The following is a 22,231-nucleotide window of genomic DNA, read 5'->3' on the forward strand; positions in this document are numbered from 1 at the left end:
CCGAAATACGGTCCACCTCGACTACCCACAATGGGATATGCCTTTCATGCAGCCGGCCGGCCACATACCGCAGGCCGCACTGCTCATGTACATTGCTTTTCGCATACCAGATGACCGCCTCGTCCACCTTGCCAAGCTGAGCGAGCGCGGCAAAGTGGCGGCCGATCTGCTCCTCCAGCCAATCGCCGTCCAGCTCCGGATCGCCGCGCCACGGCGCAAGGACAGGATACCGTGCATCCCGATCGGTCACATCTGTGATATCCCCCTGCGAATAATCGTCCCCGATGGCCAGAATGTGCGCCGCGTCATCGAGGTCCCGCCGCACATAACGCAGCGCACCTTCGGCGCTGTCTCCAAAACAGATCCAGTACATCGCGTTCACCTCCCTGCGGCGTATTCCTCTGCCACCGGCATGATGGTTTCGAGAAAGCTCTCCTCCCCCATGGTGTTGACCTTCCAGAACACGGCCTGACTGCCGCCCGAGGTAATCGCCGACAGGAACAGGCTGTTTCCATGGCCTGCAAGGGTCAGGTTCATGCTCACGCGGTTGCCGCCCATCCAGCTGAACCGTTCGAACACGCGCACCGCGCAGCGCACGCCGTTGGCGTCCCAGTCGCTCCCGTCTTCGTAAGAGGCGGACATGCTGCCGTTCATCACCGCGTCAAACAGGCGGTCGAGCACAACGTCAAAGTCGCCGGTCAGCTGTCTTTCGTATTTCGCCATGGTTTGTCCCGTCCTTTCGCCTTCGCTTTATCCAAACAGACTGATCTGTGTTGTTTTGGGCATGGTGCCGAGCGCGCCGATCTGGTCGAGCAGCTCGATGACTGATTTGGATGCCTTGGGGCAGCGCACCGCCATCTCTTCAGCGGACAGGAACCTGCCATTTTTGCGCTCCTCCACAATATTCTGCGCCGCCTGCTCGCCGATGCCGGGCATCGAGGTAAACGGCGGGATGAGGCCGTTTTCGGTTACGATAAAATTGGCCGCATCCGATGTATACACATCCATCGGCTCGAAAACAAAACCGCGGCGGTAAAACTCGTGGCAGACCTCCAGCGTGGTCATCATTTCCTTTTCAGCCGCCGTGATGGTCTTTTCGCGGTCCTTCATCTGTAACTCCTTGATTTTTTCAATACAGACCTTGTCGCCCTTTATCATGCAGGAAGCGTCAAATCCCTTGGCGCGCACCGAAAAATACGCCGAATAGAACGCAAGCGGGCGGTGTACCTTGAACCACGCGATGCGGAACGCCATCATAACATAGGCAACCGCGTGCGCCTTGGGAAACATATACTTGATCTTTTTGCAGGAGTCGATATACCATTCCGGTACATTCTGCTCGTTCATCGCGGACTCCATTTCCTCGGTCAGTCCCTTGCCCTTACGAACGGACTCCATCGTTTTGAAGGCCAGCTTGGGCTTGACCCCCTGCAAAATCAGGTAGTTCATAATATCGTCGCGGCAGCAGATGCAGCCAGACAGCGGAATCCCCTTGCGCACCAGCTCGGCCGCGTTGCCCAGCCATACGTCCGTGCCGTGGGACAGGCCGGAGATCGACACCAGCTCGGCAAACGTGGAGGGATGGGTTTCTTTCACCATGCCGCGTACAAACTTGGTGCCGAACTCCGGCACCGCCAGACAGCCCAAGTCGCCGAGGATGGCATCTGTATCCGGATTTTCACCCGTGTATTGCAGCGCCTTGCAGGAGTGGAACAGGCTCATGGTATCCGGATCGTCCAGCGGAATCTCCTGCGCGTTGACGCCGGTCAGGTTTTCGAGGTGCTTGATCATGGTCGGGTCATCGTGCCCCAGCTCGTCGAGCTTCAAAAGGTTCGCATCGATCGAGTGGTACTCGAAATGGGTGGTGATGATATCCGAATCCGGATCGTCCGCCGGGTGCTGCACCGGACAGACATCGTAAATCTCGATCTCCTTGGGCACAACTACCACGCCGCCCGGATGCTGTCCCGAGGTGCGCCGCACGCCGGTGCAGCCCGCCGCCAGCCGGTTTTCCTCCGCGCGCGAGCATTCGATGCCGCGCTCATCCATGTATTTTTTCACATAGCCGTAAGCGGTTTTTTCCGCCACCGTGCCGATCGTACCCGCGCGGAACACATGATCGTGCCCGAATATCTCACCGGTATAATAATGGATGCGGGACTGATATTCGCCTGCAAAATTCAGGTCGATATCGGGCACCTTATCGCCCTCAAAGCCGAGAAATGTCTCAAACGGAATATTGAACCCCTGCTTGGTCAGCGGTTTGCCGCAGTTCGGACAGGTTTTGTCCGGCAGATCCACGCCGCAGGAGTATTCTTCATGCCACTCAATGTATTTATCATCCGGACACAGGTAGTGCGGCGCCAGCGAATTCACCTCGGTGATATCCGACATAAACGCCGCCAGCGACGAACCAACCGAACCACGCGAACCGACCAGATAGCCGTCCTGCAGGCTCTTGGTCACCAGCTTCTGCGCAATAATGTACATCACCGCGTAGCCGTTGCCGATGATGGAGTTCAGCTCGCGGTCGAGCCGCGCCTGCACCATTTCGGGCAGCGGGTCACCATAGATCCGCTTCGCCTTTTCATAACACATATTGCGCAGATCATCCTCGCAGCCGTCAATATGCGGCGGATAGTTCTCCCGCGGCACGGGACGGATCTGCTCGCACAGGTCTGCGATCTGATTGGTGTTCTTAACCACAACTTCATACGCGCGGTCCTCGCCCAAATAGGAAAATTCCCGCAGCATTTCATCGGTCGATTTGAAGTACAGCGGCGCCTGATTATCCGCATCGCCAAAGCCCTGCCCTGCCATCAGGATGCGGCGGAACGCCTCATCCTCGGGTTCCAGGAAATGTACGTCGCCGGTCGCGCAGCAGGGCTTGCCAAGCTCATCCGCCAGACGCAGGATCGCGCGGTTCCAGTCGCGCAGCTGCTCCTCGTCCCGCGCCATGCCCTTGGCAATCATAAACTGGTTATTGCCCGTCGGCTGGATTTCCAGATAATCATAAAACGAAGCCAGACGCTTCAGCTCGTCCCACTCAGCGTTTGCCGTCAGCGCGCGGAACACCTCGCCCGCCTCGCACGCCGAGCCGAAAATCAGCCCCTCGCGGTGGCGGATCAGCTCCGAGCGCGGCATGATCGGCCGCTTGTTGTAATACTCCAGAAAGCTCTTGGAGATCAGCTGGTACAGGTTGCGCAGACCAGTCTGATTTTTCACCAGAATGATAAAATGATAGCGCGGCAGGTTTTTCAGCTTGTTTTTCCGGTCGGTCGTGGCGGCCAGCACGGGATTGATATCCGCCGTAGTCACCGCGTGCATTTCCTCCCGCAGCCGCGCCAGAAGCTTTACGAAAATGCGTCCCAGCACCGCAGCATCCTCACTGGCACGGTGATGCTCAAACGGGCCGACCGCCAGCTCCTTCGCCAGAACATTCAGCTTGAACTTATGCAGGTGCGGCAGCATCAGGCGGGACATTTCCAGCGTATCGATCGCGGTGAACACCCGCTCGATCCCGAGCCGCTTGCATGCCGTGCGCAAAAATCCCATATCGAAGCCTGCATTGTGCGCCACAAGCGGATACTGTCCCTCGCCCGCCCACGCAAGGAACTGCGGTACTGCCTCGGATAGCTCCGGCGCATCCGCAACCGTTTCATCCGAAATGCCGGTCAGCTTGGTGATCTCCTCGGGGATCGGCTTGTGCGGATTGACATATGTTTGGAAGGAGTCCTGAATCACGCCGCCGGTCACGCGGCAGGCAGCGATTTCGGTGATTTCCTCACTTGCGGGGTTGAGACCTGTGGTTTCCAGATCGAACACGATGAACGTGCCGCTAAGCGGCTCGTCCGACGGCCCGCGCACCACCGAAAGGCTGTCCGCATCGTTGACATAGTACGCTTCAATGCCGTAGATGATCTTCATATCCCCGATGATGCTCTTCTGCTTACCCTCCTGCGCGTGCAGCGCTTCCGGGAACGCCTGCGCCACACCGTGATCGGTGATGGCCATGGCGCGGTGACCCCACTGCGCGGCGCGGCAGAGCAGGGCCGCGGTCGATGTCATGCCGTCCATCGCGCTCATATTGGTATGCAGATGCAGCTCCACCCGCTTCATGCCCTCGGTTTTGTCCTGCCGGACAGGCTTTTTCGCCTTGACGATACCGGTCGGCTCAAGCACCATTTCCTTTGCATAGGAATCGTACGTCATGCGCCCCTGCACCGTGCAGTACAGGCCGTTTTTGATGTGCGATGCGGTATCACCCGCCTTATCTGCGGGAACTTGGATACCCGCACCGAATTCGTGCGGTCGGTCATGTCAAACGCGATCTTCACATAGTCCTTGCCGGTCTTTTTGCTGTGAATATCCTTATTCTCGGTAAAAAACACTTCGCCCTGCACCGTAACCATATCATACGCGGCAATCGCCTCGTTGACCGAAACGATGGGGTCCTGCATCAGCTTGCCGAAGATCAGATCGTCCTCGCGCACCTTTTCCGCGCGCGGCCGCTGGTAGCCGCTGTGCTCCTGCCGCGGCGCGGGACGCGGCTTTTTGGGCTTGGGTTCCGCCGGCGCTGCGGCGGCCGCCTCCGCCACTGCCTGCTGCAAAATTTCTTCACGCGCTGTTTCATCGATGGGCGGCGCAGCCTCCTCCGCCGCTGCCCGCACCGCATGTACCGGACAGCGCAGCTCGGTCTCGCGCCGGATCCGCGCTTCCAGATGACGCAGCGCATTGGCAAAGTGCTTTTCGCTCACTTCATCCATCGGAATCTGTAAAGCGCCGTCCGCATATTCCCAGTTGCTGCAATTGAGCAGGCCGCGTGCCGACGGCATCCGGTACGCCATATCGTCATACAGCGAGCGGATATAGGCGCCGGTCAGTCCGTCCGGCATGGCATAGCGCGGCTCAATGCACACCCGTTCCAGCCCGTACTGCTTGGCGATCTGCTTTTCCGCTTTGGCAATCGCCCTGCGGCTGACCACCTCTTCCAGCGCCAGCTCAACCACCATTACGGTGTTATTATCCCCAAATGCGAGAGAACGCACCTCGCCCGCGGCAAGGTGCTGTTCTTCTGATACGCATTTGCAGTTTCCACATATATCAATAAGCTTTCCAGCCAAAGTATTCGCTCCTTAAAAACGCTCGATCTCTTCCATCAGCGCATCTACCAGCTGCTCCTGCGGCACTTTTTTGAGTATCTCGCCCTTGCGGAACACAAGGCCTTCGCCCTCGCCGCCCGCAATGCCGAGATCGGCCTCGCGCGCCTCTCCGGGTCCGTTGACCGCGCAGCCCATCACGGCCACCTTGAGTTTTTTGCCGCGGATGTTCAGACAGCGCTGCTCCACTTCCTTGGCAATGGCGATCAGGTCGATCCGGGTACGCCCGCAGGTCGGGCAGGAGACGACGTTGATTCCATCCTCCGCCCGTCCGACGGCCTTGAGAATCGCCTTGGCGGCATAGATCTCCTTCACCGGATCATCGGTCAGCGACACGCGGATGGTGTCCCCCACGCCCAGCGCCAGCAGGCCGCCGATCCCCGCAGCCGATTTGACCGTGCCCATGTACTCCGTGCCCGCCTCGGTCACGCCGAGATGCAGCGGATAGCCGGTCTTTTCGTTTGCCAGCAGATACGCCTGCATGGTATACGGCACGGAAGAGGACTTCATCGACAGACAGATATCGGTATAGTCAAATTTCTCGAGCAGCGATGCGTGATACAGCGCAGAAGCGACCAATGCCTCCGGTGTCGGCCCGCCGTACTGCGCAAGGATGGATTTTTCCACCGAACCCGAGTTGACCCCGATCCGGATGGGGATGCGCCGCGCCTTCGCCGCCTGCACCACCGCCTGCACCCGATCCTCCCCACCAATATTGCCGGGGTTCAGCCGAATCTTATCCACGCCCGCCTCGATGGATGCCAGTGCGAGCCGGTAATCAAAGTGGATATCTGCCACCACCGGCAGCGGGGAATGCGCGCAGATCTCCCGCAGGGCCTGCGCCGCCTGTTCATCCGGCACGGCGCAGCGCACGATCTCACAGCCGGCCTCCGCCAGCGCACGAATCTGCGCCAGTGTCGCCGCCGCGTCCCGCGTATCCGTATTGGTCATGGACTGAATCGCCACCGGCGCGCCGCCGCCGACCGGCACATCGCGCACCATGATTCTTTTGGTCTGTTTCATATCGCTATCCCCTTGTCATCATACGGAAAATATCCTGTCCCGTCACATATACCATCAGCGCCAGCAGCAGCATCAGACCTGCCGCGTGCACATATCCCTCATACTTGGGCGGCACCGGCTTGCGCCGCACCGCTTCGATCAGCAGAAACACCAGCCGTCCGCCGTCCAGCGCAGGCAGCGGCAGCAGGTTCATCACGCCAAGATTGATGGAAATAAACGCAACCAGCCGGAAGAAATACACCATACTGTATTTCGCAGTGTTGGCCATCACGCCCGCCACGCCAACCGGTCCGGAAAGCTGATCGACGCCGACCTGGCCGCTGAACAGCTGCCCCAAACTGGTCCAAACCAAACGCGCATAATTGACCGAAGCGCGCACCGACATATTCAGCCGCATGCCAAAGCCGCCCTGCTGTTCGGCAAAGGTAAGTCCAATCAGCCGGCGTCCGTCTTCTCCTGGCACCGTGGCTTCCATGCGCACGGCAGGCAGCGTGACCCGTTCGCCATTGCGCCGCACCACAACCTCATAGACAGTATCATTTCCCCGCATCAGCGCAGTGTTAAAATCTTCCCGCTGCAAAATGCGGTATCCGTCCACCTTGAGAATTTCATCCCCTGCCTGCAAGCCGCCTTCCCCCGCTGCGGTGCTGGCAGGGTCCACGCTTTCCAGCGTGGAAATAATATAGCCGCCTTCCGGACCGTTCGGCTGCATGACTGCCAGAACAATCAGAAAACCGACTGCAAAGTTCATCAGCGCGCCCGCTGCAACAATCAGCATGCGGCGCGGCAGGCTTGCTTTGCCGAACGCATGCTCATTTTCGCTCTCGCCGTCCTCGCCCTCCATCACGCAGGCCCCGCCGAAGGGCAGTAGCTTCAGGCAATACAGCGTGCCGTGATATTCCTTTTTCAGCAGCGTCGGCCCCATGCCGATCCAGAATTCGTTGACCTGTACCCCGCCGCGCTTGGCGGTGATGAAATGTCCGAATTCATGCACGATTACCAGCATACCAAAGGCTAAAACGGCTAAAATGATTTGCAGCAAAGCGCCTCTCCTCTCCAACAATCCAACATGTGTTTATGCCCGCACAATTTCGCGCGCGGCGCGGTCTGCCGCCAGCACATCCTCCAGCGACACGGACGCGTGATACGGGATCTCATCCAGCGCCTGCGCCACCCGCTCGGCAATCTCGGTAAAACCAATCCGGCCGTCCAGAAACAACCCGACCGCCGCTTCGTTCGCGCCGTTGAGCACCGCGCCGCGGTCGCCTTTTCTCTTTGCCGCATGGCGGGCAAGGCGCAGGGCGGGAAACGCCTGCTCATCGGGAGCAAAAAACGTCAGCTTCGCCAGTTCGGACAGGTGCATGCGCGGCACCTTGCAGGGCACCCGTGCCGGCCAGGTCAGCGCATACTGGATAGGCAGGCGCATATCCGGCAGACCGAGCTGCGCGATCACCGCACCGTCCGCAAACTCCACTGCGGAGTGCAGGATGCTTTCCCGATGGATGACGATCTCGATATCCTCCGGCTCCATATCATACAGCCACATCGCTTCAATCAGCTCCAGCCCCTTGTTCATCATGGTTGCCGAGTCGATCGTGATTTTGGCGCCCATACTCCAGTTTGGGTGCGCCAACGCCTGCTCGCGCGTCACATCCCGCATTTCCGCCTCGGTTTTGCCGAAAAACGGCCCGCCCGAAGCGGTGAGCAGAATCTTGCTCAGCCGGTTGCCCTGCGCGCCCTGCGCACACTGGAAAATCGCCGAATGCTCGGAATCCACCGGCAAAATTTTCACGCCTTTTTCGCGCGCCGCGCGCATGACCAGCTCACCCGCGCAGACCAGCGTTTCTTTGTTTGCCAGCGCGATATCCTTGCCGGCATCGATCGCGGCAAGGGTCGGCAGCAGGCCGACCATGCCGACCACGGCGGTCACCACGATATCCGCGCCGCTTTCCGCGGCGCAGGCGGTCAGACCGTCCCTCCCTGCCAGCACACGGATATCGGTATCCGCGAGCTTGGTTTTCAGCGTCCGCGCGGCCTGCTCATCAAAGGCGCACACCATTTTCGGATGCAGCGCACGCGCCTGTTCTTCCAATAAGTCTATGCGTTTATTCGTCGTCAATGCGACGACTTCCGCATCGATCGAGGGTAAAATATCGACAGTCTGCGTACCGATTGACCCGGTCGATCCTAAAATTGCAATTTTTTTCATATCGATACCTCTTGTATCTTCTTCCCCAACCGCCGGTGTGTATAGCGGGATTGGATCCCCCGGATACTTACCAGACAATTCGGAACAGAATCTCGGCAAACGGCGCGACAAACAGTACACTGTCAAACCGGTCGAGCACGCCGCCGTGGCCGGGGAAAATATGTCCGTAATCCTTGATGCCGGTCTGCCGCTTGATGATGGAAAACGACAGGTCGCCAATCTCGCCAATCATCGCGCCCGCGCCGCCAAGCAGCGCCGCCGACCAGAGCGGCATCTCCAAATCCAGAAAAATATTCATCAGCACTGCCGCCAGCAGTACAAGCACCGCACCGCCGGCCACGCCGCCAACCGCGCCTTCGACCGTCTTTTTCGGGCTGACCACAGGCGCCAGCTTGTGTTTGCCGAACAGCATGCCGGCAAACAGCGCGCAGGTATCCGCGCCCCACGCCGCCAGCAGCGGCAGCAGCACAAGGAACTGGCCGATATGCAGTTCGGTATCGCGGATGGGCATAAAGTCCATCTGGAAAATACGCACCAGGCTGAGCATCAGATAAGGCACAATCAGTCCGCCGAAAAAGCCCCAGGCAACCTGCGAAACATCCATGCTGTCATGGAACCGCAGCTCAATTGCAAAGGAGGCAATCAGCAGCGCAAACGCCAGCACCTGCATCACGCTGGTGCTGGCCAGCGGCAATATGGAAAAATGCCCGACCGCCAGCCCAAGCGACACCGCTGCGCACAGAATGAGCAGCAGCCGGTTGCGCACCAGTCTGGTTGCGTACAGGAGCTCCAACGTTGCCAGCATGCACAGCGCAGCCAGCGCAAGCTCCAGCACAAGCGGCGGAAACACATACAGCGCGAGCAGCACAAATACAAAGCCCACCACGCCAAACAGCACCCTTGTTTTCATATCCTTGCACCCCAAATCGTCTGGTTATACGCCGCCGAACCGGCGGTTTCTCTTATTAAATGCGTCAATCGCCGCATCCATGTCCGTCGTCTTGAAATCCGGCCACAAAATATCGGTAAAATAATACTCCGCATAGGCCGACTGCCACAGCAGAAAGTTAGAGGTCCGAATCTCACCCGAGGGACGGATAATCAGGTCAGGGTCGGGCATGTGCGCCGTGTACAGGTGCGCACTGATCGTCTCCTCTGTGATTTGCTCCGGCGCAAGCGCGCCGTTTTTGACCTCTTCCGCAATCGCACGGACGGCATTCCTGATCTCATCCCGCCCGCCGTAATTGATGCACAGGCTGGCGGTCGCCGCCTCCGGTCCGAGCCGGTCGGCAATCTCGTCCACCTCACAGATCTGCGCGCGGATATCCGCCGGCAGCGGCGACAGATCGCCAAGCACCCGCACAGCCACGCCGCGCTCAAACATCGTCTCTGCCGCTTCTTTCAGATAGCTGCGGAACAGATTCATCAGCGCGTCCACTTCCTCCTGCGGACGCTTCCAGTTTTCTGTGGAAAACGCGTACACGGTAAAATACTGTACGCCGATATCCTTGCAGTAGGTCGCAATGGTACGGAAGGTCTCCGCCCCCACCTTATGCCCTGCCTGCCGCGGCAAACCGCGTTTTTTCGCCCAGCGGCCGTTGCCGTCCATGATGACCGCAATATGCCGCGGCACCGGCCGGTCTGCCGCCGGTATATTCTTCTTTCTCCTTGTAAACAGACCCACGCTGCTTCCCCCATGCAAAGGGGCGGCGAACCCGCCGCCCCCGATCCTCTTTTTTCTGACAAAGCCATGCTTTGGCGTTCGCGCTTTGCGCGCATGCAATAAAAAATTGACTGCAAGACAATTTTCATAAAAAGTCAGGACATGCGCCTGACTTTTTTTCGCCTGCCGGATTGCGGTTTCGCACGTCGGAACTGCAATCCGGCCCCGGCTGTGTCCGGACTCCGGCCGGAACAGCCTCTCTCGTTTGAAACCGTGGTTTCAAACGAAGTTTTTTATACTTCCGCCAGTTCCTTCGACTTCTTTGCAACCATGCCGTCAATTTCCTTGACGTACTTGTCGGTCAGCTTCTGTATGTTTTCTTCGCCCTCATGCAGTTCGTCCTCGGTCATCTCGCTCTTCTTCTGCGCTGCCTTGAACTTGTCAATCGCATCGCGGCGGATGTTGCGCAGCGCCACCTTGGATTCCTCGCCCGTTTTCGATACGCCCTTAATCAGTTCCTTGCGGCGCTCTTCGGTCAGCGGCGGGAAATTCAGACGAATCTGTTTGCCGTCGTTCTGCGGATTGATGCCCAGGTCAGAGGTCTGAATCGCCTTTTCAATGGCCTTGAGCACAGAAGCGTCCCATGGCTGAATCGACAGAGTACGCGGTTCAGGCGTTGATACCGCCGCAACCTGATTGATGGGCGTCGGCGTACCGTAATACTCAACGGTGATCTTGTTCAGCACAGCGGCGTTGGCGCGGCCCGCGCGAATAGCGGCCAGGTCCTGTGCAAGCACGTCGAGCGTTTTCTTCATTTTTTCCTCATAGGTATTGAGCTGAGCCTTCATTTTTTGTCCTCCTCTACAAGCGTGCCGATCTGTTCTCCATTGACCGCACGATAAATATTTTCAGGGTCGGAAAGTGCGAATACCAAAATCGGGATGTGGTTATCCATGGAAAGCGAGGTCGCCGTCGTATCCATTACGCCCAGCCCCTGGCTGAGCACATCCATATAAGACAGATGGTCATATTTCTTTGCATCCGGATTCTTGGCGGGGTCAGAATCATACACGCCGTCCACGTTTTTCGCCAGCAGGATAACCTCCGCTCCAATCTCGGCCGCGCGCAGCACCGCCGCCGTATCGGTCGAGAAGAAAGGGTTGCCCGTGCCGCAGCCAAAAATGACAACGCGGCCCTTTTCCAGATGGCGGGTGGCACGCTGCCGGATATACGGTTCGGCAATACGGTTCATTTCAATCGCCGTCTGCACACGCACCGGCACGCCGCGCTGCTCCAGTGCGTCCGCCAGCGCCAGCGCGTTGATCGTAGTGGCCAGCATGCCCATATGATCGGCACGGGTGCGCTCCATCTTGCCGCCGCCGTCCTTGACGCCGCGCCAGAAGTTGCCGCCGCCGACGACAACGCCAATCTCACAGCCCTCCTCGTTGCATCGCTTTATCACATCGCAAACGGGGCCAATTACATCAAAATTCAAACCAAAGTGCTTATCGCCCGCAAGAGCCTCGCCGCTGATTTTAATCAGCACGCGCTTATATCTATGTGCTTCCATGCTCCACGCTCCTCATCATTTCATTTTCTTTTTCTATTCTACCCTATACCGCCCTGTTTTGCAAAGGGTTTCGGGCTGAAATTTAAAGTTTATTCATTCCTTCGGCAACGCAGCTTTTCTGATACGGCGTATTCCAGTCGGCAAGGTGCCGTCTGTGCGGTATGTCCAAAAATTTTTCTGTTTTCTGCGCTTGACATCCCCATCCTTCTGTTGTATTATTGTATCATTCTTTTAATACATTCATGCAAGGAGGAACTCTCTGTGTTACTTACTGTGGAAAATCTGACCAAGGACTATACGACCCGCTTCGGCGGGCGCAAAGTGTCCGCGCTGCGCGGCGTCAGCCTTTGTGTTGCAGAAGGGGAATTTGTCGCCATTATGGGGGAAAGCGGCAGCGGCAAAACCACGCTGCTGACGCTGCTTGCCGCGCTGGAAAAACCAACCGGCGGCCATATCCTGCTGGATGGAGAAGACCTTTCCGCCCTTCCAAACCGCACCCTGTCCGCCTTTCGCCGCGACCGGCTGGGTTTTGTTTTTCAGGACTGCAATTTGCTGGATACGCTGTCGCTGCGGGAAAACATCGTATTTCCGCTGGTGCTGGCCGGAAAAAGCCGCGCGGAAATGGAAAGCCGCCTGCTGCCGCTGTCCGGCCGCCTGGGCATCACACCTCTGCTGGAAAAATTCCCATACGAAGTCTCCGGCGGCGAACGGCAGCGCGCCGCCGCCGCCCGCGCGCTCATCACCGAACCTGCGCTGCTGCTTGCAGACGAACCGACCGGCGCGCTTGATTCCGGCTCCGCCGCCGAACTGCTCGGCATGCTTGACGATTGCAGCCGCGACGGCCAGACCATCGTCATGGTTACGCACAGCCTGGACGCGGCCAGCCACGCCTCCCGCGTACTGTTTTTACGCGACGGTCTGATTGAAGATGAAATCTGCCGCGGCGCGCAGTCCCGCACTACCTTTTATCCTGCGCTGGCCGCCCGGCAAACGCTGCTCCGTCAGAAAGGAGGCGCACATCTTGCGTAACGCTCTGCTCTTTCGTCTTGCGGCGCGCGGCCTGCATGCCAACCGGCGGCTGTATCTGCCGTTCTGGCTGTCTGCCGGTATTATTGCGCTGGTGTATTATATTATCGCAGCCTTTTCTGCCAGCGCAGATTTTGCCGCTTCCATTCCGAACGGCGGCAATATCTGTATGCTGATGGGCGTCGGCTACTATTTGCTGCCCGTTGTCATCGTACCCTTTCTGGTTTATGTGAACAGCTTTCTGCTGAAAGGCCGCAGCCGAGAACTGGCGCTTTACGCCATTCTCGGCCTGCAAAAGCGGCATGTGGCCGCTGTGCTCCTGCTGGAATGCCTCGCCGGCCTGCTTGTCTGCCTGATCTGCGGCATCGGCGCGGGCATGCTGCTCTGCCCGCTCGTATTCCGCAGCCTGCTGGCCGTACTCGGCGCGTCGGGCGGCGTCTGGCACGTTTCCCCGTTTCCCGCGCTTGCAACTGTCAAGCTGTTTTCCTGCTGCTTTGCCCTGCTGCTTGCCATGAATGTCTGGCGCGCGGCGCGCACCTCGCCCGCCTCCCTGCTGCGCGAACAAAAACAGGGCGAAAAGACGATGCGCGCCCGTCTGCCTGCCGCGCTGGCTGGGCTTGTCTGCCTCGGGTGGGCCTACCGGCTGGCGCTGACGACTTCGCTGCAAACGTTCACGCTGAACAGCTTTGCGCTTGCGCTGCTGCTCGTCATTCTCGGCACCTATTTTCTGTTTGCTTCCGGCAGCGTATATGTATTGGAGCGGATGCGCCGCGGGCGGCGGTTTTATGCAGATCCTTCGCGTTTTGTCATCATTTCCGGCCTGCAGCACCGGATGCGCAAAAACGCCGCCGGTCTGACCAACATCTGCCTGTTTGCCTCGGCCACACTGTTCACGCTTTGCTGTTCGGTGTGCGTGCTGCTCGGCCAGGGCGACGCGATTGCACGGCTTGGCCAGGCGCTGACCGAAGGCCAGATTGGTCTGAACACTGCTGATCTGACCTCCCAGGAAGTAGTAATGGAATTTACAGCGCTCGCTTTTCTCGGTCTCTTTTTTGTGCTGGTCTTTCTGGCCTGCACCGCGCTGGTGCTGTACTATAAGCAGTTCGCCGAAGGCCTGGATGACGCACCGCGTTTCCGTATTCTGCGCGCGGTCGGCCTTTCGGACGAGCTGACCGTCCGCACGGCCAGGCGGCAGCTCCGCGTGGTGTTTCTGCTCCCGCTCGGCGCAGCGCTGCTGCATATTGCGGCTGCCTCGCCTATCCTTGCCACCCTGCTCAACATTCTGGCCATTGACGACCCTGTGATCATCTTCGGCGGTATCGGCGCGGCCATGCTGTGCTTTTGCGCGGTGTACGCTGTCTGCTACCGCGCGGCCAGCCGCACCTATTTGAAGATGCTGATATAAAAACATCCCATTTCCCGCGCCAGACTGCCGCGAAGCAGAGAAAACAGATGGTCTTCCCTTATCTTGCTGTGTTATAATTTTTTAATAAGCAAAATTTTTCAGATTATTTCCCAAAACCTGTAACGACGCAGGCCCGAAAAGAACTAATGGGTGAAAGGAAAAGCAAGGGAGGTGAACGCCATGCGCAGCAAAACGGAGGATATTTATGAGCGGCATGCGCAAAACATCTATCGTTTTTTGTTTTCACTGACCGGAGAAGCGGATACTGCGGAGGAACTGACGCAGGAAACCTTTTATCAGGCGCTGAAAAGCATGGATACCTACCGCGGCGAATCCTCTCTTCAGGTCTGGCTGTGTGCCATCGCCAAAAGGCTGTGGTTTAAGGAGCTGGAACGGAGAAAGCGCAGCGTTCCCATCGACGAAGCGACGCTTGCAAACATCGCCGCGCCCGATGATCCGGAGCAAAGCTATGCAGAACGGGAGCGCCGAATCACCCTGTACCGCGCCATACAGCAGCTGGACGCCGACACGCGCGAGGTCATTCATCTGCGTCTGGCTGGAGACTTTTCCTTTCGGGATATCGGAGATATTCTCGGACGGAGCGAAGTATGGGCCCGCGTACGGTTTTATCGCGGGAAAGAAGCGCTGGCAAGAATTATGGGAGGTGAACAGATATGACTGAAGAAAAGTTAAAGTGCTGCGTAGTGAGAGATTTGCTGCCCTCTTACATCGAAGGTTTAACAGAAGCGGAAACCGCATCCATGGTGCAAGAACACCTGGACGGCTGTGCCGATTGCCGCCAGATCGAACAGGATATGCGGCACACTGTTCCTGTCCAAAAATCCCCCAAACGCGAACTGCACTTTCTCAAGCGCATCAAACGGACCCGACTGCTTGCCGCGATTCTGTCGGCCGTTGTGGCGCTCTGGTGCATGTGGTGGCTGTATGACCAGGAGTTTCATTATCCCAACACGGAAGCGGGGCGTCTGGCCGCTGTGGAAGACTATATTCCGCTGCCGGAGGATTCCTCCTTCCCGCACGGCGTGCAGCCCGGAACCCCTTTGCAGGCGGCCGCGTGGGAAACGCGGGACAACCACCTCTTTATCTTCTATTTCGCAGAGCATGAGGAAAATATCCACGGCATTGTGCATCTTGTCCGCGGCATCAACGGAAAATACCGCATTTTGGAAGCGGATGAATCGCCGTCCGATTATAACGGCGGCATATACGGCGACAGCCTGACCCCAAGAGGAATAGACGAACCGCTGTATTATCTTGCAGGCTACAACTGCCGTGATATCCATCATGCCGAGGTCGAATTCATCGGTCTTGATTATGACGGCACCGAACCCTATTATGCGGTAAAATCCTTTTCGCTTTCCGGAGAAAACTTCCTGCACATCATGAATCAAAAAGAGCTGGAGCAGGAACTTGGATTTGTGGAAAAAGAACTGATCGGTCTGCATATAAACCAGGTGAAATTATTTGACAAGGACGGAGAGGAGATCACCGGAGCATACCGCGCGCCGCTCTCGGAGTCCTGGGGCAGCGGAAAGGGAACGGCAGAGACCTTCCTTGTTTATGTATACATCGGCATTGCCGCTCTGCTGGGTCTTGCGTTCATCCGCTATTTCCTGCGCCGCGATTAAAACTTTCACAAAATTGCAAACAATTTCTCCTGTGCTTGAGCAATACAAAAAAGCACGGACAGTTTTCTGTCCGTGCTTTTTCACATCTTTTTATCCCGATCCAGCAGCCAGCGCCGCTCATAGGCGCGCGCGGCGCAGGCCGTGATGCGCCGGTAAACCGGCACATTCTGCAAGCCGCCGGCCACGCCGACAATCGGCAGGCCCTGTATGAATTTCGCCGTCAGGAGCTGCTCTGCAAGGCAGCCGGCCGCAGCGTCCATGCATTCGTCCAGCGAAAGCCCTGCCGCACCGCATGCCGCCGCATCTGCTGCGGCGGCAAACCGTTCGCGCGCCTCCCCTTTGCTGAGCGAAACGGCAATCAGCAGCAGCAGATAGCAGCGTTCCCTGTCGCTGCTGCAATCAAATCCATAGCTCAGCGCAATTCGATACAGCCCGCGCAGCAGCCCGCCAAGAAACAGCGGAATATCCGGCAGGCCGACACCAAACGCACCCAGCGCAGCGCCTTCCGCCAGCGCAATCCCCGTGCCGCCGCGCACCGCTGAACGTGCGCCGCGGCGAAGACGCCGCAGCGACGCGCCCGTTGCCTTCGCGTCTACGGCCGCACTGCACCGCTCGTATTCCGCCCGCAGCTGGTCCGCATCGTACGTTCTGCCGATCACGCCTTCGCCTTTTTCAAACACCAGCCGAAAGCCTTTGCAGAACGCCGTCTCCAGTTTTTCGCGCAGGCCGTCCGGTATTTTCTGCTGCACCGACGCAAACGCCGGCGGTTTCGCCTTTTCATACCGCTCTGCTGCACGTCTGTCCTGACGCTTCAGCCGCTCCAAACGTCTGCGCTCCGCCTTTTCCATGGGAACTCAGCGTCCTTTCAGATGCGCGCCACGCCGGAATCGCGCGCCGCCTGCGCAACCGCGGCCGCAACCGCGTGAATCACCTTTTCGTCAAACGCCATGGGCATGATGTACTCCGGATTCAGTTCCTTGTCCGATACGCAGTCCGCAATGGCGCGGGCGGCGGCAAGCTTCATCTCTTCATTGATATCCCGCGCGCGCACATCAAGCGCACCGCGGAAAATGCCGGGGAACGCCAATACATTGTTGATCTGGTTCGGATAATCCGAGCGGCCGGTGCCGACCACTGCCGCGCCGCCCTTCTTAGCGTCCTCCGGCCAGATTTCCGGCACAGGATTGGCCATGGCGAATACCATCGGATGCTCGGCCATGGTGGCGACCATTTCGGCAGTCAGCACCTGCGGGGCGCTCATGCCGAAGAACACGTCCGCTCCCCGAACCGCGTCAGCCAGCGTGCCGGTCATATGGCTGCGGTTGGTCAGCCGCGCCATTTCCTGCTGAGCGGGATTGAGGCGTTCATCCCCCTCGCACACAATGCCGAAACGCTCTACCATCGTAATATCTTTAACGCCCAGGAACATCAGAAAACGGGTAACTGCAATCGCCGCCGCGCCGCAGCCGTTTACAACCATTTTGATTTCATCCACCTTGCGCCCCGTCAGGCGGCAGGCGTTGAGCAGCGCCGCACCACAGCAAACCGCCGTGCCGTGCTGATCGTCGTGGAATACCGGAATATCGCACACTTCTTTCAGGCGGCGCTCAATCTCAAAACAGCGGGGCGCGGCAATATCCTCCAGGTTGATGCCGCCGAACGAGCCGGAAATCAGCTCAATGGTGCGCACAATTTCGTCCACATCTTTGCTTCTGACGCACAGAGGGAAAGCGTCCACATCGGCAAACGCCTTAAACAGCGCGCACTTGCCCTCCATAACGGGCATACCGGCCTCCGGACCGATATCGCCCAAACCGAGCACGGCCGTGCCGTCCGTAATGACCGCCACCAGATTGTGCCGGCGGGTATAGGTATAGCTCAGGGACGGGTCTTCTTTAATCTTCAGGCACGGCTCGGCAACGCCGGGCGTATAGGCAACCGAAAGCTCCTCTTTGCTGCTTACCGGGCAGCGCGCGACAACCTCGATCTTACCCGCCCATTCCTCATGCGCTTTGAGTGCGCGTTCCTTTAAATCCATATTCGCTCCTCCATCAGAACAGACATATTTCTATGTTAAAGTATACTGCAAAACCGTCTGCTTGCAAAGAGCAAAAGCGCACAAAACGCTCGTTTCCGATGGGTGTTTCACGCACAGCCGGACGCGCCGTCTGCGTTTATCAGTAGCCGTACTTTTTCCGATAGCGCAGCAGCAGTGTCACCGCCATAATCGTACCCAGCAGTTCTGCCGCCGGCGTCGCCAGCCACACGCCGATCACGCCGCCCATCAGCACCGGCAGCAGCTGGATGCAGGCCACCGTAAACAGGAAAGAGCGGGAAAACGCCAGCACAGCGGATACCACGCCATTGGACAGCGCGGTAAACATGCTGCTGGAAAAGGCGTTCAGACCGACAAACAGCAGCGCTATCGAACACAGCCGGTTGCCCGTTACAGCCAGCTCATAAACAGGGGTTCCCTGCCGCGCAAAAATTCCAACCAGCGGCGTAGTTGCCAGAACGGAAAGCAGGGCACACAATGCCGACGTTCCCACAATGAACTTCACGCTGAACGCAATCAGTTTTTTCAGTTTTTCATGGTTTTGCTCCCCATGATAATAGCTGATCATCGGTGCAACGCCGTAAGAATACCCGATAAACAGCGCGCTGACGAACATCAGCACATACATGATGATGGTGATGGCCGCAACGCCGTCCTCTCCTATGTACCGCAGCATGGCAAGATTGAACAGCAGCGTTGTGATGCCGGACACCAGCGAGGTCGCCAGCTCCGATACGCCGTTGGTCGAAGCCTGGAAAAGCACACGGCCGCGCAGCACAGGCTTTTTAAAGTGCAGCAGTTCCTGCTTGCGGCGGAATACCAGGCAGCCTACCACGGCAGTGATTGAATATCCCAGTCCGGTGGCAATAGCTGCACCGCGAATCCCCATATCAAACAGGCCGATGAACACATAATCCAGCACAATATTGGTCACGCCGCCCGCCACCGTACAGATCAGCGACAGTTTGGAACGGTCTGCCGCAATCAGATACAGGGAAAAATTGTACATCAGCAGAATCGGAATGGTAAAAATCAGATAATCGCTGAGATAGGCATGGCAGTAAGCGAACACATTTTCAGACAGACCCATGGCCCGCAGCAGCGGGTCCATCAGCGCGTATCCCAGCGCCATCATCACGGCCCCCACCGCCACGTTGGCTAAAATCAGCAGCGTAAAATCCTGACGGGCTTCCTGCTCTCTTCCCTCACCCATTTTGCGCATCACCACGGCGCTGCCGCCCGTGGCCAGCATGCCGGATACCGCTGTAATCAGCCCGATGGCAGGAGCGGTCAGATTGATCGCGGACAGCGCGTCCGTGCCGATCATATTGGAAACAAACAGTCCGTCCACCATCGTATAAAACGTGTTGAACACGGTCATCACAATGGTTGGAAAGGCAAACCCCAGCACATTTCTGCCTGTCACCGGCTGATGATACGAATCCAGTTTGGTACGCATTTTTTCACTCCTCAATTTCTGTAATCCACGTCCTGTGCTTCGCCCAGCGCAAAATACCGGATATCCGTGCCCTGCTCCGCACTGGGAAGGCGAACAGCAGAGATCCGGCGGTTCTGCGCAGGCGCGAAATAGTAAACGCCGCTCTCCGCACACATCACCGCAGTACACAGGGTCTGTTCATATGCTTCATAGTCGGGGTCGGCCCTGGCAAGCCCCTCCGGAATGTCCACGGGCGCAAAAGCACGGAACATGCGCGTTACGCCGTCCAGTTCATCCGCGCCTTCCACCGCAAACGTTTTGACAAACGCCGTGCGTATAAACCGCGAAGGCGACGAATAATCGCCCGGCAGGCCGAAACCGCCGCCAAGGCGCTCGCCAAATTCCCGAATCTCATAACCGCCAACCACCTGCGCCGCTTTCGGCAGATTGGTAACGCCCACATAATTGCGCAAATTGGTCCGGTGCCAGAGATAATCCGGGCTGTTGGTCAGCACGCCTACCGTGTTCCGGTGCAGGCGAAGTCCGCCTTCGTCCGGCTCGATAATCAGCGCTTCGCCGCTTTTATCGCTCAAAATATAATGGGCGGGCAGCGGACTGCCCAATGGCTGATCGTCTATCAGGGTAATGGCCTGCAGCTGCTCCACAGCTTCTTCCAATCCCGCGCACTGCCCCAGCAGCCACGCCAGCAGGCGGCCCGGATAGACCGCCGTCCGCCCTTCGGTCGGCGCATTTTCATAAGCGGCATACCCGGGATAGTGCAGCAGCGCGCCCATCAGCCCCGCTTCATTCACACCATCCACCAGAATCGGCTCTCCATATCCCAGCACCGCCATACCGGTGTATCCGTATCTGCCCGCTGGGGCCTGTGCTTCCGGATGAAGACAGGGCGCACAGGCCGCTCCCCGCGGCACGCTGATCACACGGTTTGCTTTCAAATCACCAAACTGGTCGTAGGTCCGTCCCAACAGGTGCCGGCCGTCCTTTGTCTGCCAACTGAAGCTGCTGCATCCAAACGTCATATTCGCATCCTCCCTATCAAGTTATTGTTATTTTGGCCTTTCCGTATTGTAAAAATTCCTCTCAGGTAGTATGATAAACTATGTGGTTACCACACAGTCAAGCATATTTTTGTTTTCGGGAGAATATTTTATGCAAAAGCAAAAAGGATGGATGACGACCGGCGCGTTTGCCGCTTTTTGCGGCACCACCAAGGAAACGCTTCGCCATTACAAGGATATCGGCCTGCTCTCTCCTGCATATCAGGGCAATAACGGCTATTTTTACTATGACGTGCAGCAATTCTATGATTACTATGCCATTTCCATTTTCCGTCTCACCGGCACACCGCTTGAAGAGATCCGCCGCTGTCTGCTCAGCCAGGATGCCGGGTCTACGCTGGCGCAGCTGCGCGCGCAGAAACATTCCCTGGAGCAGGAACGGCACCGTCTGGAGCAGATGGAGTTTGTGCTGTCCAGCACCATTCGCAGCTGGGAGTTGGGCGCGTCGTCCGATCTTACCCCCACCGTTGCACACTTTGAGGCCGAGCATCTGCTGGCTCTGCCTGCTGGGGAGCTGGAACGGCAAATTTCGCCCGATGCAGACGAGGATGCAATGCTCATTACCGTGCTGGAGCAATGCACACAATTGTGCCGGCAATACGGACTCCAGTCTGACTATCAATTGGGCGCCATCCATGTGCCGAGCAGCAGGAGCGAAGCGGCGGAAATCAGCCACCTTTACACCCGCATCCGTGAGAAAGCGGACTGCCCTTATTATATGGAAAAGCCCGCCGGAACCTACCTGTATCTTTGCTGCCGCGGACGATGGGATATTTCTGCCGGATACGCGCTGCTGGCCCGTCATATTCAGCAGCAGGGACTGCGCACCGCCGGCAGCCTTTATGCCTGCGATCTTGCAGGTTTTATTCTGAACGGTGCGGAAAAAAACTCCATGTCCATGCTCTCTGTCCAACTGGCATAAAAAAAAGAGGACGCTTCACTGGGAAGCGTCCTCTTTGCTTTTTTGTAAAATACCAATTACTTGCGGGCCATAGCCTTCTTGGCAGCCTCAACAATATCCTTGGTGGTCATATAGTAAGCCTCGCACAGGAAATCCTGCGGGCCAACCTGGCCGTACTCGTTCTGTACGCCGATCATTTCCATCGGAACAGGCTTGTTCTTCGCCAGAACGTTGGCGATTGCAGAGCCCAGACCGGTGGCTACCTGATGGTTTTCAGCCGTAACAATGCAGCCGGTTTCCGCAGCGGAAGCGAGAATCAGTTCCTCGTCCAGCGGCTTCCAGGTGTGCATGTCAATCACCTTAGCGGAAATACCCTCAGCAGCAAGCATCTCCTGTGCCTCCAGCACCTTGTCTACCATAATGCCGGAGCCAATCAGGGTAACGTCCTTGCCTTCCTTCAGCACAACGCCCTTGCCGATTTCAAAAGTGGAGCCGTCGCCATAGATGGTCTTGAAGCCCTTACGGATCAGACGCATGTAGGAAAGCTGATCGCAGTTATGAATCAGTTCCTTGGTCAGCGCATAGGTCTGCACATAGTCGCAGGAATCAATAACAACTGCGTTCGGCACGTTCAGGTACAGGCCGCAATCCTCAAACGGCATGTGGGTAGCGCCGTTGATCTCTGCGGTAACACCGGGGTCAGAGCCGATGATCTTAACATTCAGCTTGGAGTAGCCGGCAGACAGGAATGCCTGGTCAAAGCAGCGGCGGGCGGCAAAGCAGCCGAAAGAGTGTACGAATACCTTCTTGCCGGTGGAGGCAAGGCCGGCAGCAACGCCAACCGCATTTGCTTCCGCAATACCGGCATTGAACACGTTGTTCGGGAATTCCTTCTGCAGCTTGTTGGTGTTGATGCAGCCCATCAGGTCGCAGTCAACATGCATGATGGACGGATCAACCGTCATCTCCTCACGCAGGGCCTGGCAGTATGCGTCGCGGTTCGCGCGGGCATCCTTCTCATGTTTTGCAACTAAAGTAAAGCTCATGTCCATT

The 22,231-nt window shown here is 57.7% G+C and carries 21 protein-coding genes; 5 read left to right on the top strand and 16 right to left on the bottom strand.

What is annotated here, in order from left to right; all coding sequences use genetic code 11:
• The 11 genes from ACOYIE_RS01360 to pyrH all read right to left on the bottom strand — a co-directional run.
• The coding region (locus tag ACOYIE_RS01360) for a DUF1835 domain-containing protein (protein ID WP_433410114.1) at positions 1 to 373 on the bottom strand (373 nt) is incomplete at its 3' end.
• Between the two features lie 5 nt (positions 374 to 378).
• Positions 379 to 723: a DUF6054 family protein gene (locus ACOYIE_RS01365; protein ID WP_433410116.1), complete on the bottom strand. Its 345-nt coding sequence runs from the start codon at positions 721 to 723 to the stop codon at positions 379 to 381.
• A gap of 27 nt (positions 724 to 750) precedes the next feature.
• Positions 751 to 4,212: a PolC-type DNA polymerase III gene (locus ACOYIE_RS01370; protein ID WP_433410118.1), complete on the bottom strand. Its 3,462-nt coding sequence runs from the start codon at positions 4,210 to 4,212 to the stop codon at positions 751 to 753.
• Positions 4,209 to 5,123 carry a hypothetical protein gene (locus tag ACOYIE_RS01375; RefSeq protein WP_433410120.1) on the bottom strand — a complete coding sequence of 305 codons (915 nt, stop codon included), beginning with the start codon at positions 5,121 to 5,123 and terminating at the stop codon, positions 4,209 to 4,211. Before ACOYIE_RS01375 ends, ACOYIE_RS01370 begins: the two co-directional genes overlap by 4 nt.
• A gap of 12 nt (positions 5,124 to 5,135) precedes the next feature.
• A complete protein-coding gene (gene ispG / locus ACOYIE_RS01380; RefSeq protein WP_433410122.1) occupies positions 5,136 to 6,182 on the bottom strand; it encodes a flavodoxin-dependent (E)-4-hydroxy-3-methylbut-2-enyl-diphosphate synthase in 1,047 nt (348 codons plus the stop codon).
• A gap of 4 nt (positions 6,183 to 6,186) precedes the next feature.
• On the bottom strand, positions 6,187 to 7,224 hold the full coding sequence (gene rseP, locus ACOYIE_RS01385) for an RIP metalloprotease RseP (RefSeq protein ID WP_433410124.1): 1,038 nt from the start codon (positions 7,222 to 7,224) through the stop codon (positions 6,187 to 6,189).
• 33 nt (positions 7,225 to 7,257) lie between these two features.
• A complete protein-coding gene (locus ACOYIE_RS01390) occupies positions 7,258 to 8,391 on the bottom strand; it encodes a 1-deoxy-D-xylulose-5-phosphate reductoisomerase (protein WP_433410126.1) in 1,134 nt (377 codons plus the stop codon).
• 67 nt (positions 8,392 to 8,458) lie between these two features.
• Positions 8,459 to 9,301, bottom strand: a complete 843-nt coding sequence (locus ACOYIE_RS01395) for a phosphatidate cytidylyltransferase (protein ID WP_433410128.1) — start codon at positions 9,299 to 9,301, stop codon at positions 8,459 to 8,461.
• Between the two features lie 24 nt (positions 9,302 to 9,325).
• A complete protein-coding gene (locus ACOYIE_RS01400; RefSeq protein WP_433410129.1) occupies positions 9,326 to 10,075 on the bottom strand; it encodes an isoprenyl transferase in 750 nt (249 codons plus the stop codon).
• A 272-nt stretch (positions 10,076 to 10,347) separates the two neighbouring features.
• Complete coding sequence (frr, locus tag ACOYIE_RS01405) at positions 10,348 to 10,902, bottom strand: ribosome recycling factor (protein ID WP_433410130.1); 555 nt, start codon at positions 10,900 to 10,902, stop codon at positions 10,348 to 10,350.
• On the bottom strand, positions 10,899 to 11,624 hold the full coding sequence (pyrH, locus tag ACOYIE_RS01410; protein WP_433410132.1) for a UMP kinase: 726 nt from the start codon (positions 11,622 to 11,624) through the stop codon (positions 10,899 to 10,901). The genes frr and pyrH overlap by 4 nt, the downstream gene beginning before the upstream one ends.
• Positions 11,625 to 11,885: 261 nt before the next feature.
• On the opposite strand from pyrH, the gene ACOYIE_RS01415 reads away from it, so the two are divergent.
• The 4 genes from ACOYIE_RS01415 (at position 11,886) to ACOYIE_RS01430 (ending at position 15,704) form a co-directional block, all read left to right on the top strand.
• On the top strand, positions 11,886 to 12,653 hold the full coding sequence (locus ACOYIE_RS01415) for an ABC transporter ATP-binding protein (protein WP_433410133.1): 768 nt from the start codon (positions 11,886 to 11,888) through the stop codon (positions 12,651 to 12,653).
• The gene (locus ACOYIE_RS01420; protein ID WP_433410135.1) at positions 12,646 to 14,055 is read left to right on the top strand and encodes an FtsX-like permease family protein; all 1,410 of its coding nucleotides are present in this window, start codon (positions 12,646 to 12,648) and stop codon (positions 14,053 to 14,055) included. Before ACOYIE_RS01415 ends, ACOYIE_RS01420 begins: the two co-directional genes overlap by 8 nt.
• A 180-nt stretch (positions 14,056 to 14,235) precedes the next feature.
• A complete protein-coding gene (locus tag ACOYIE_RS01425) occupies positions 14,236 to 14,733 on the top strand; it encodes an RNA polymerase sigma factor (RefSeq protein WP_433410137.1) in 498 nt (165 codons plus the stop codon).
• Complete coding sequence (locus ACOYIE_RS01430; RefSeq protein WP_433410138.1) at positions 14,730 to 15,704, top strand: zf-HC2 domain-containing protein; 975 nt, start codon at positions 14,730 to 14,732, stop codon at positions 15,702 to 15,704. Before ACOYIE_RS01425 ends, ACOYIE_RS01430 begins: the two co-directional genes overlap by 4 nt.
• An 80-nt stretch (positions 15,705 to 15,784) precedes the next feature.
• Here the strand turns inward: ACOYIE_RS01430 and ACOYIE_RS01435 are convergent, their stop codons facing one another.
• From ACOYIE_RS01435 to ACOYIE_RS01450, 4 genes are all read right to left on the bottom strand, one after another.
• The gene (locus ACOYIE_RS01435) at positions 15,785 to 16,552 is read right to left on the bottom strand and encodes an EcsC family protein (protein WP_433410140.1); all 768 of its coding nucleotides are present in this window, start codon (positions 16,550 to 16,552) and stop codon (positions 15,785 to 15,787) included.
• Between the two features lie 17 nt (positions 16,553 to 16,569).
• A complete protein-coding gene (locus tag ACOYIE_RS01440) occupies positions 16,570 to 17,742 on the bottom strand; it encodes an NAD(P)-dependent malic enzyme (RefSeq protein WP_433410142.1) in 1,173 nt (390 codons plus the stop codon).
• Between the two features lie 139 nt (positions 17,743 to 17,881).
• Entirely contained in the window at positions 17,882 to 19,219 is a 1,338-nt protein-coding gene (locus ACOYIE_RS01445; RefSeq protein ID WP_433410143.1) for an MATE family efflux transporter, read from the bottom strand.
• Positions 19,220 to 19,230: 11 nt separating this feature from the next.
• The gene (locus tag ACOYIE_RS01450; RefSeq protein WP_433410145.1) at positions 19,231 to 20,238 is read right to left on the bottom strand and encodes a choloylglycine hydrolase family protein; all 1,008 of its coding nucleotides are present in this window, start codon (positions 20,236 to 20,238) and stop codon (positions 19,231 to 19,233) included.
• A gap of 130 nt (positions 20,239 to 20,368) precedes the next feature.
• Between ACOYIE_RS01450 and ACOYIE_RS01455 the strand changes: the two genes are divergently transcribed.
• Positions 20,369 to 21,199: a MerR family DNA-binding transcriptional regulator gene (locus ACOYIE_RS01455; protein ID WP_433410147.1), complete on the top strand. Its 831-nt coding sequence runs from the start codon at positions 20,369 to 20,371 to the stop codon at positions 21,197 to 21,199.
• 56 nt (positions 21,200 to 21,255) lie between these two features.
• On the opposite strand, the gene ACOYIE_RS01460 is transcribed toward ACOYIE_RS01455, so the two are convergent.
• Complete coding sequence (locus tag ACOYIE_RS01460; protein ID WP_433410149.1) at positions 21,256 to 22,224, bottom strand: transketolase family protein; 969 nt, start codon at positions 22,222 to 22,224, stop codon at positions 21,256 to 21,258.
• Between the last annotated feature and the right edge of the window lie 7 nt (positions 22,225 to 22,231).

Origin of the sequence: Agathobaculum sp. (assembly GCF_050946325.1) — a bacterium.
GTDB lineage: Bacteria > Bacillota > Clostridia > Oscillospirales > Butyricicoccaceae > Agathobaculum.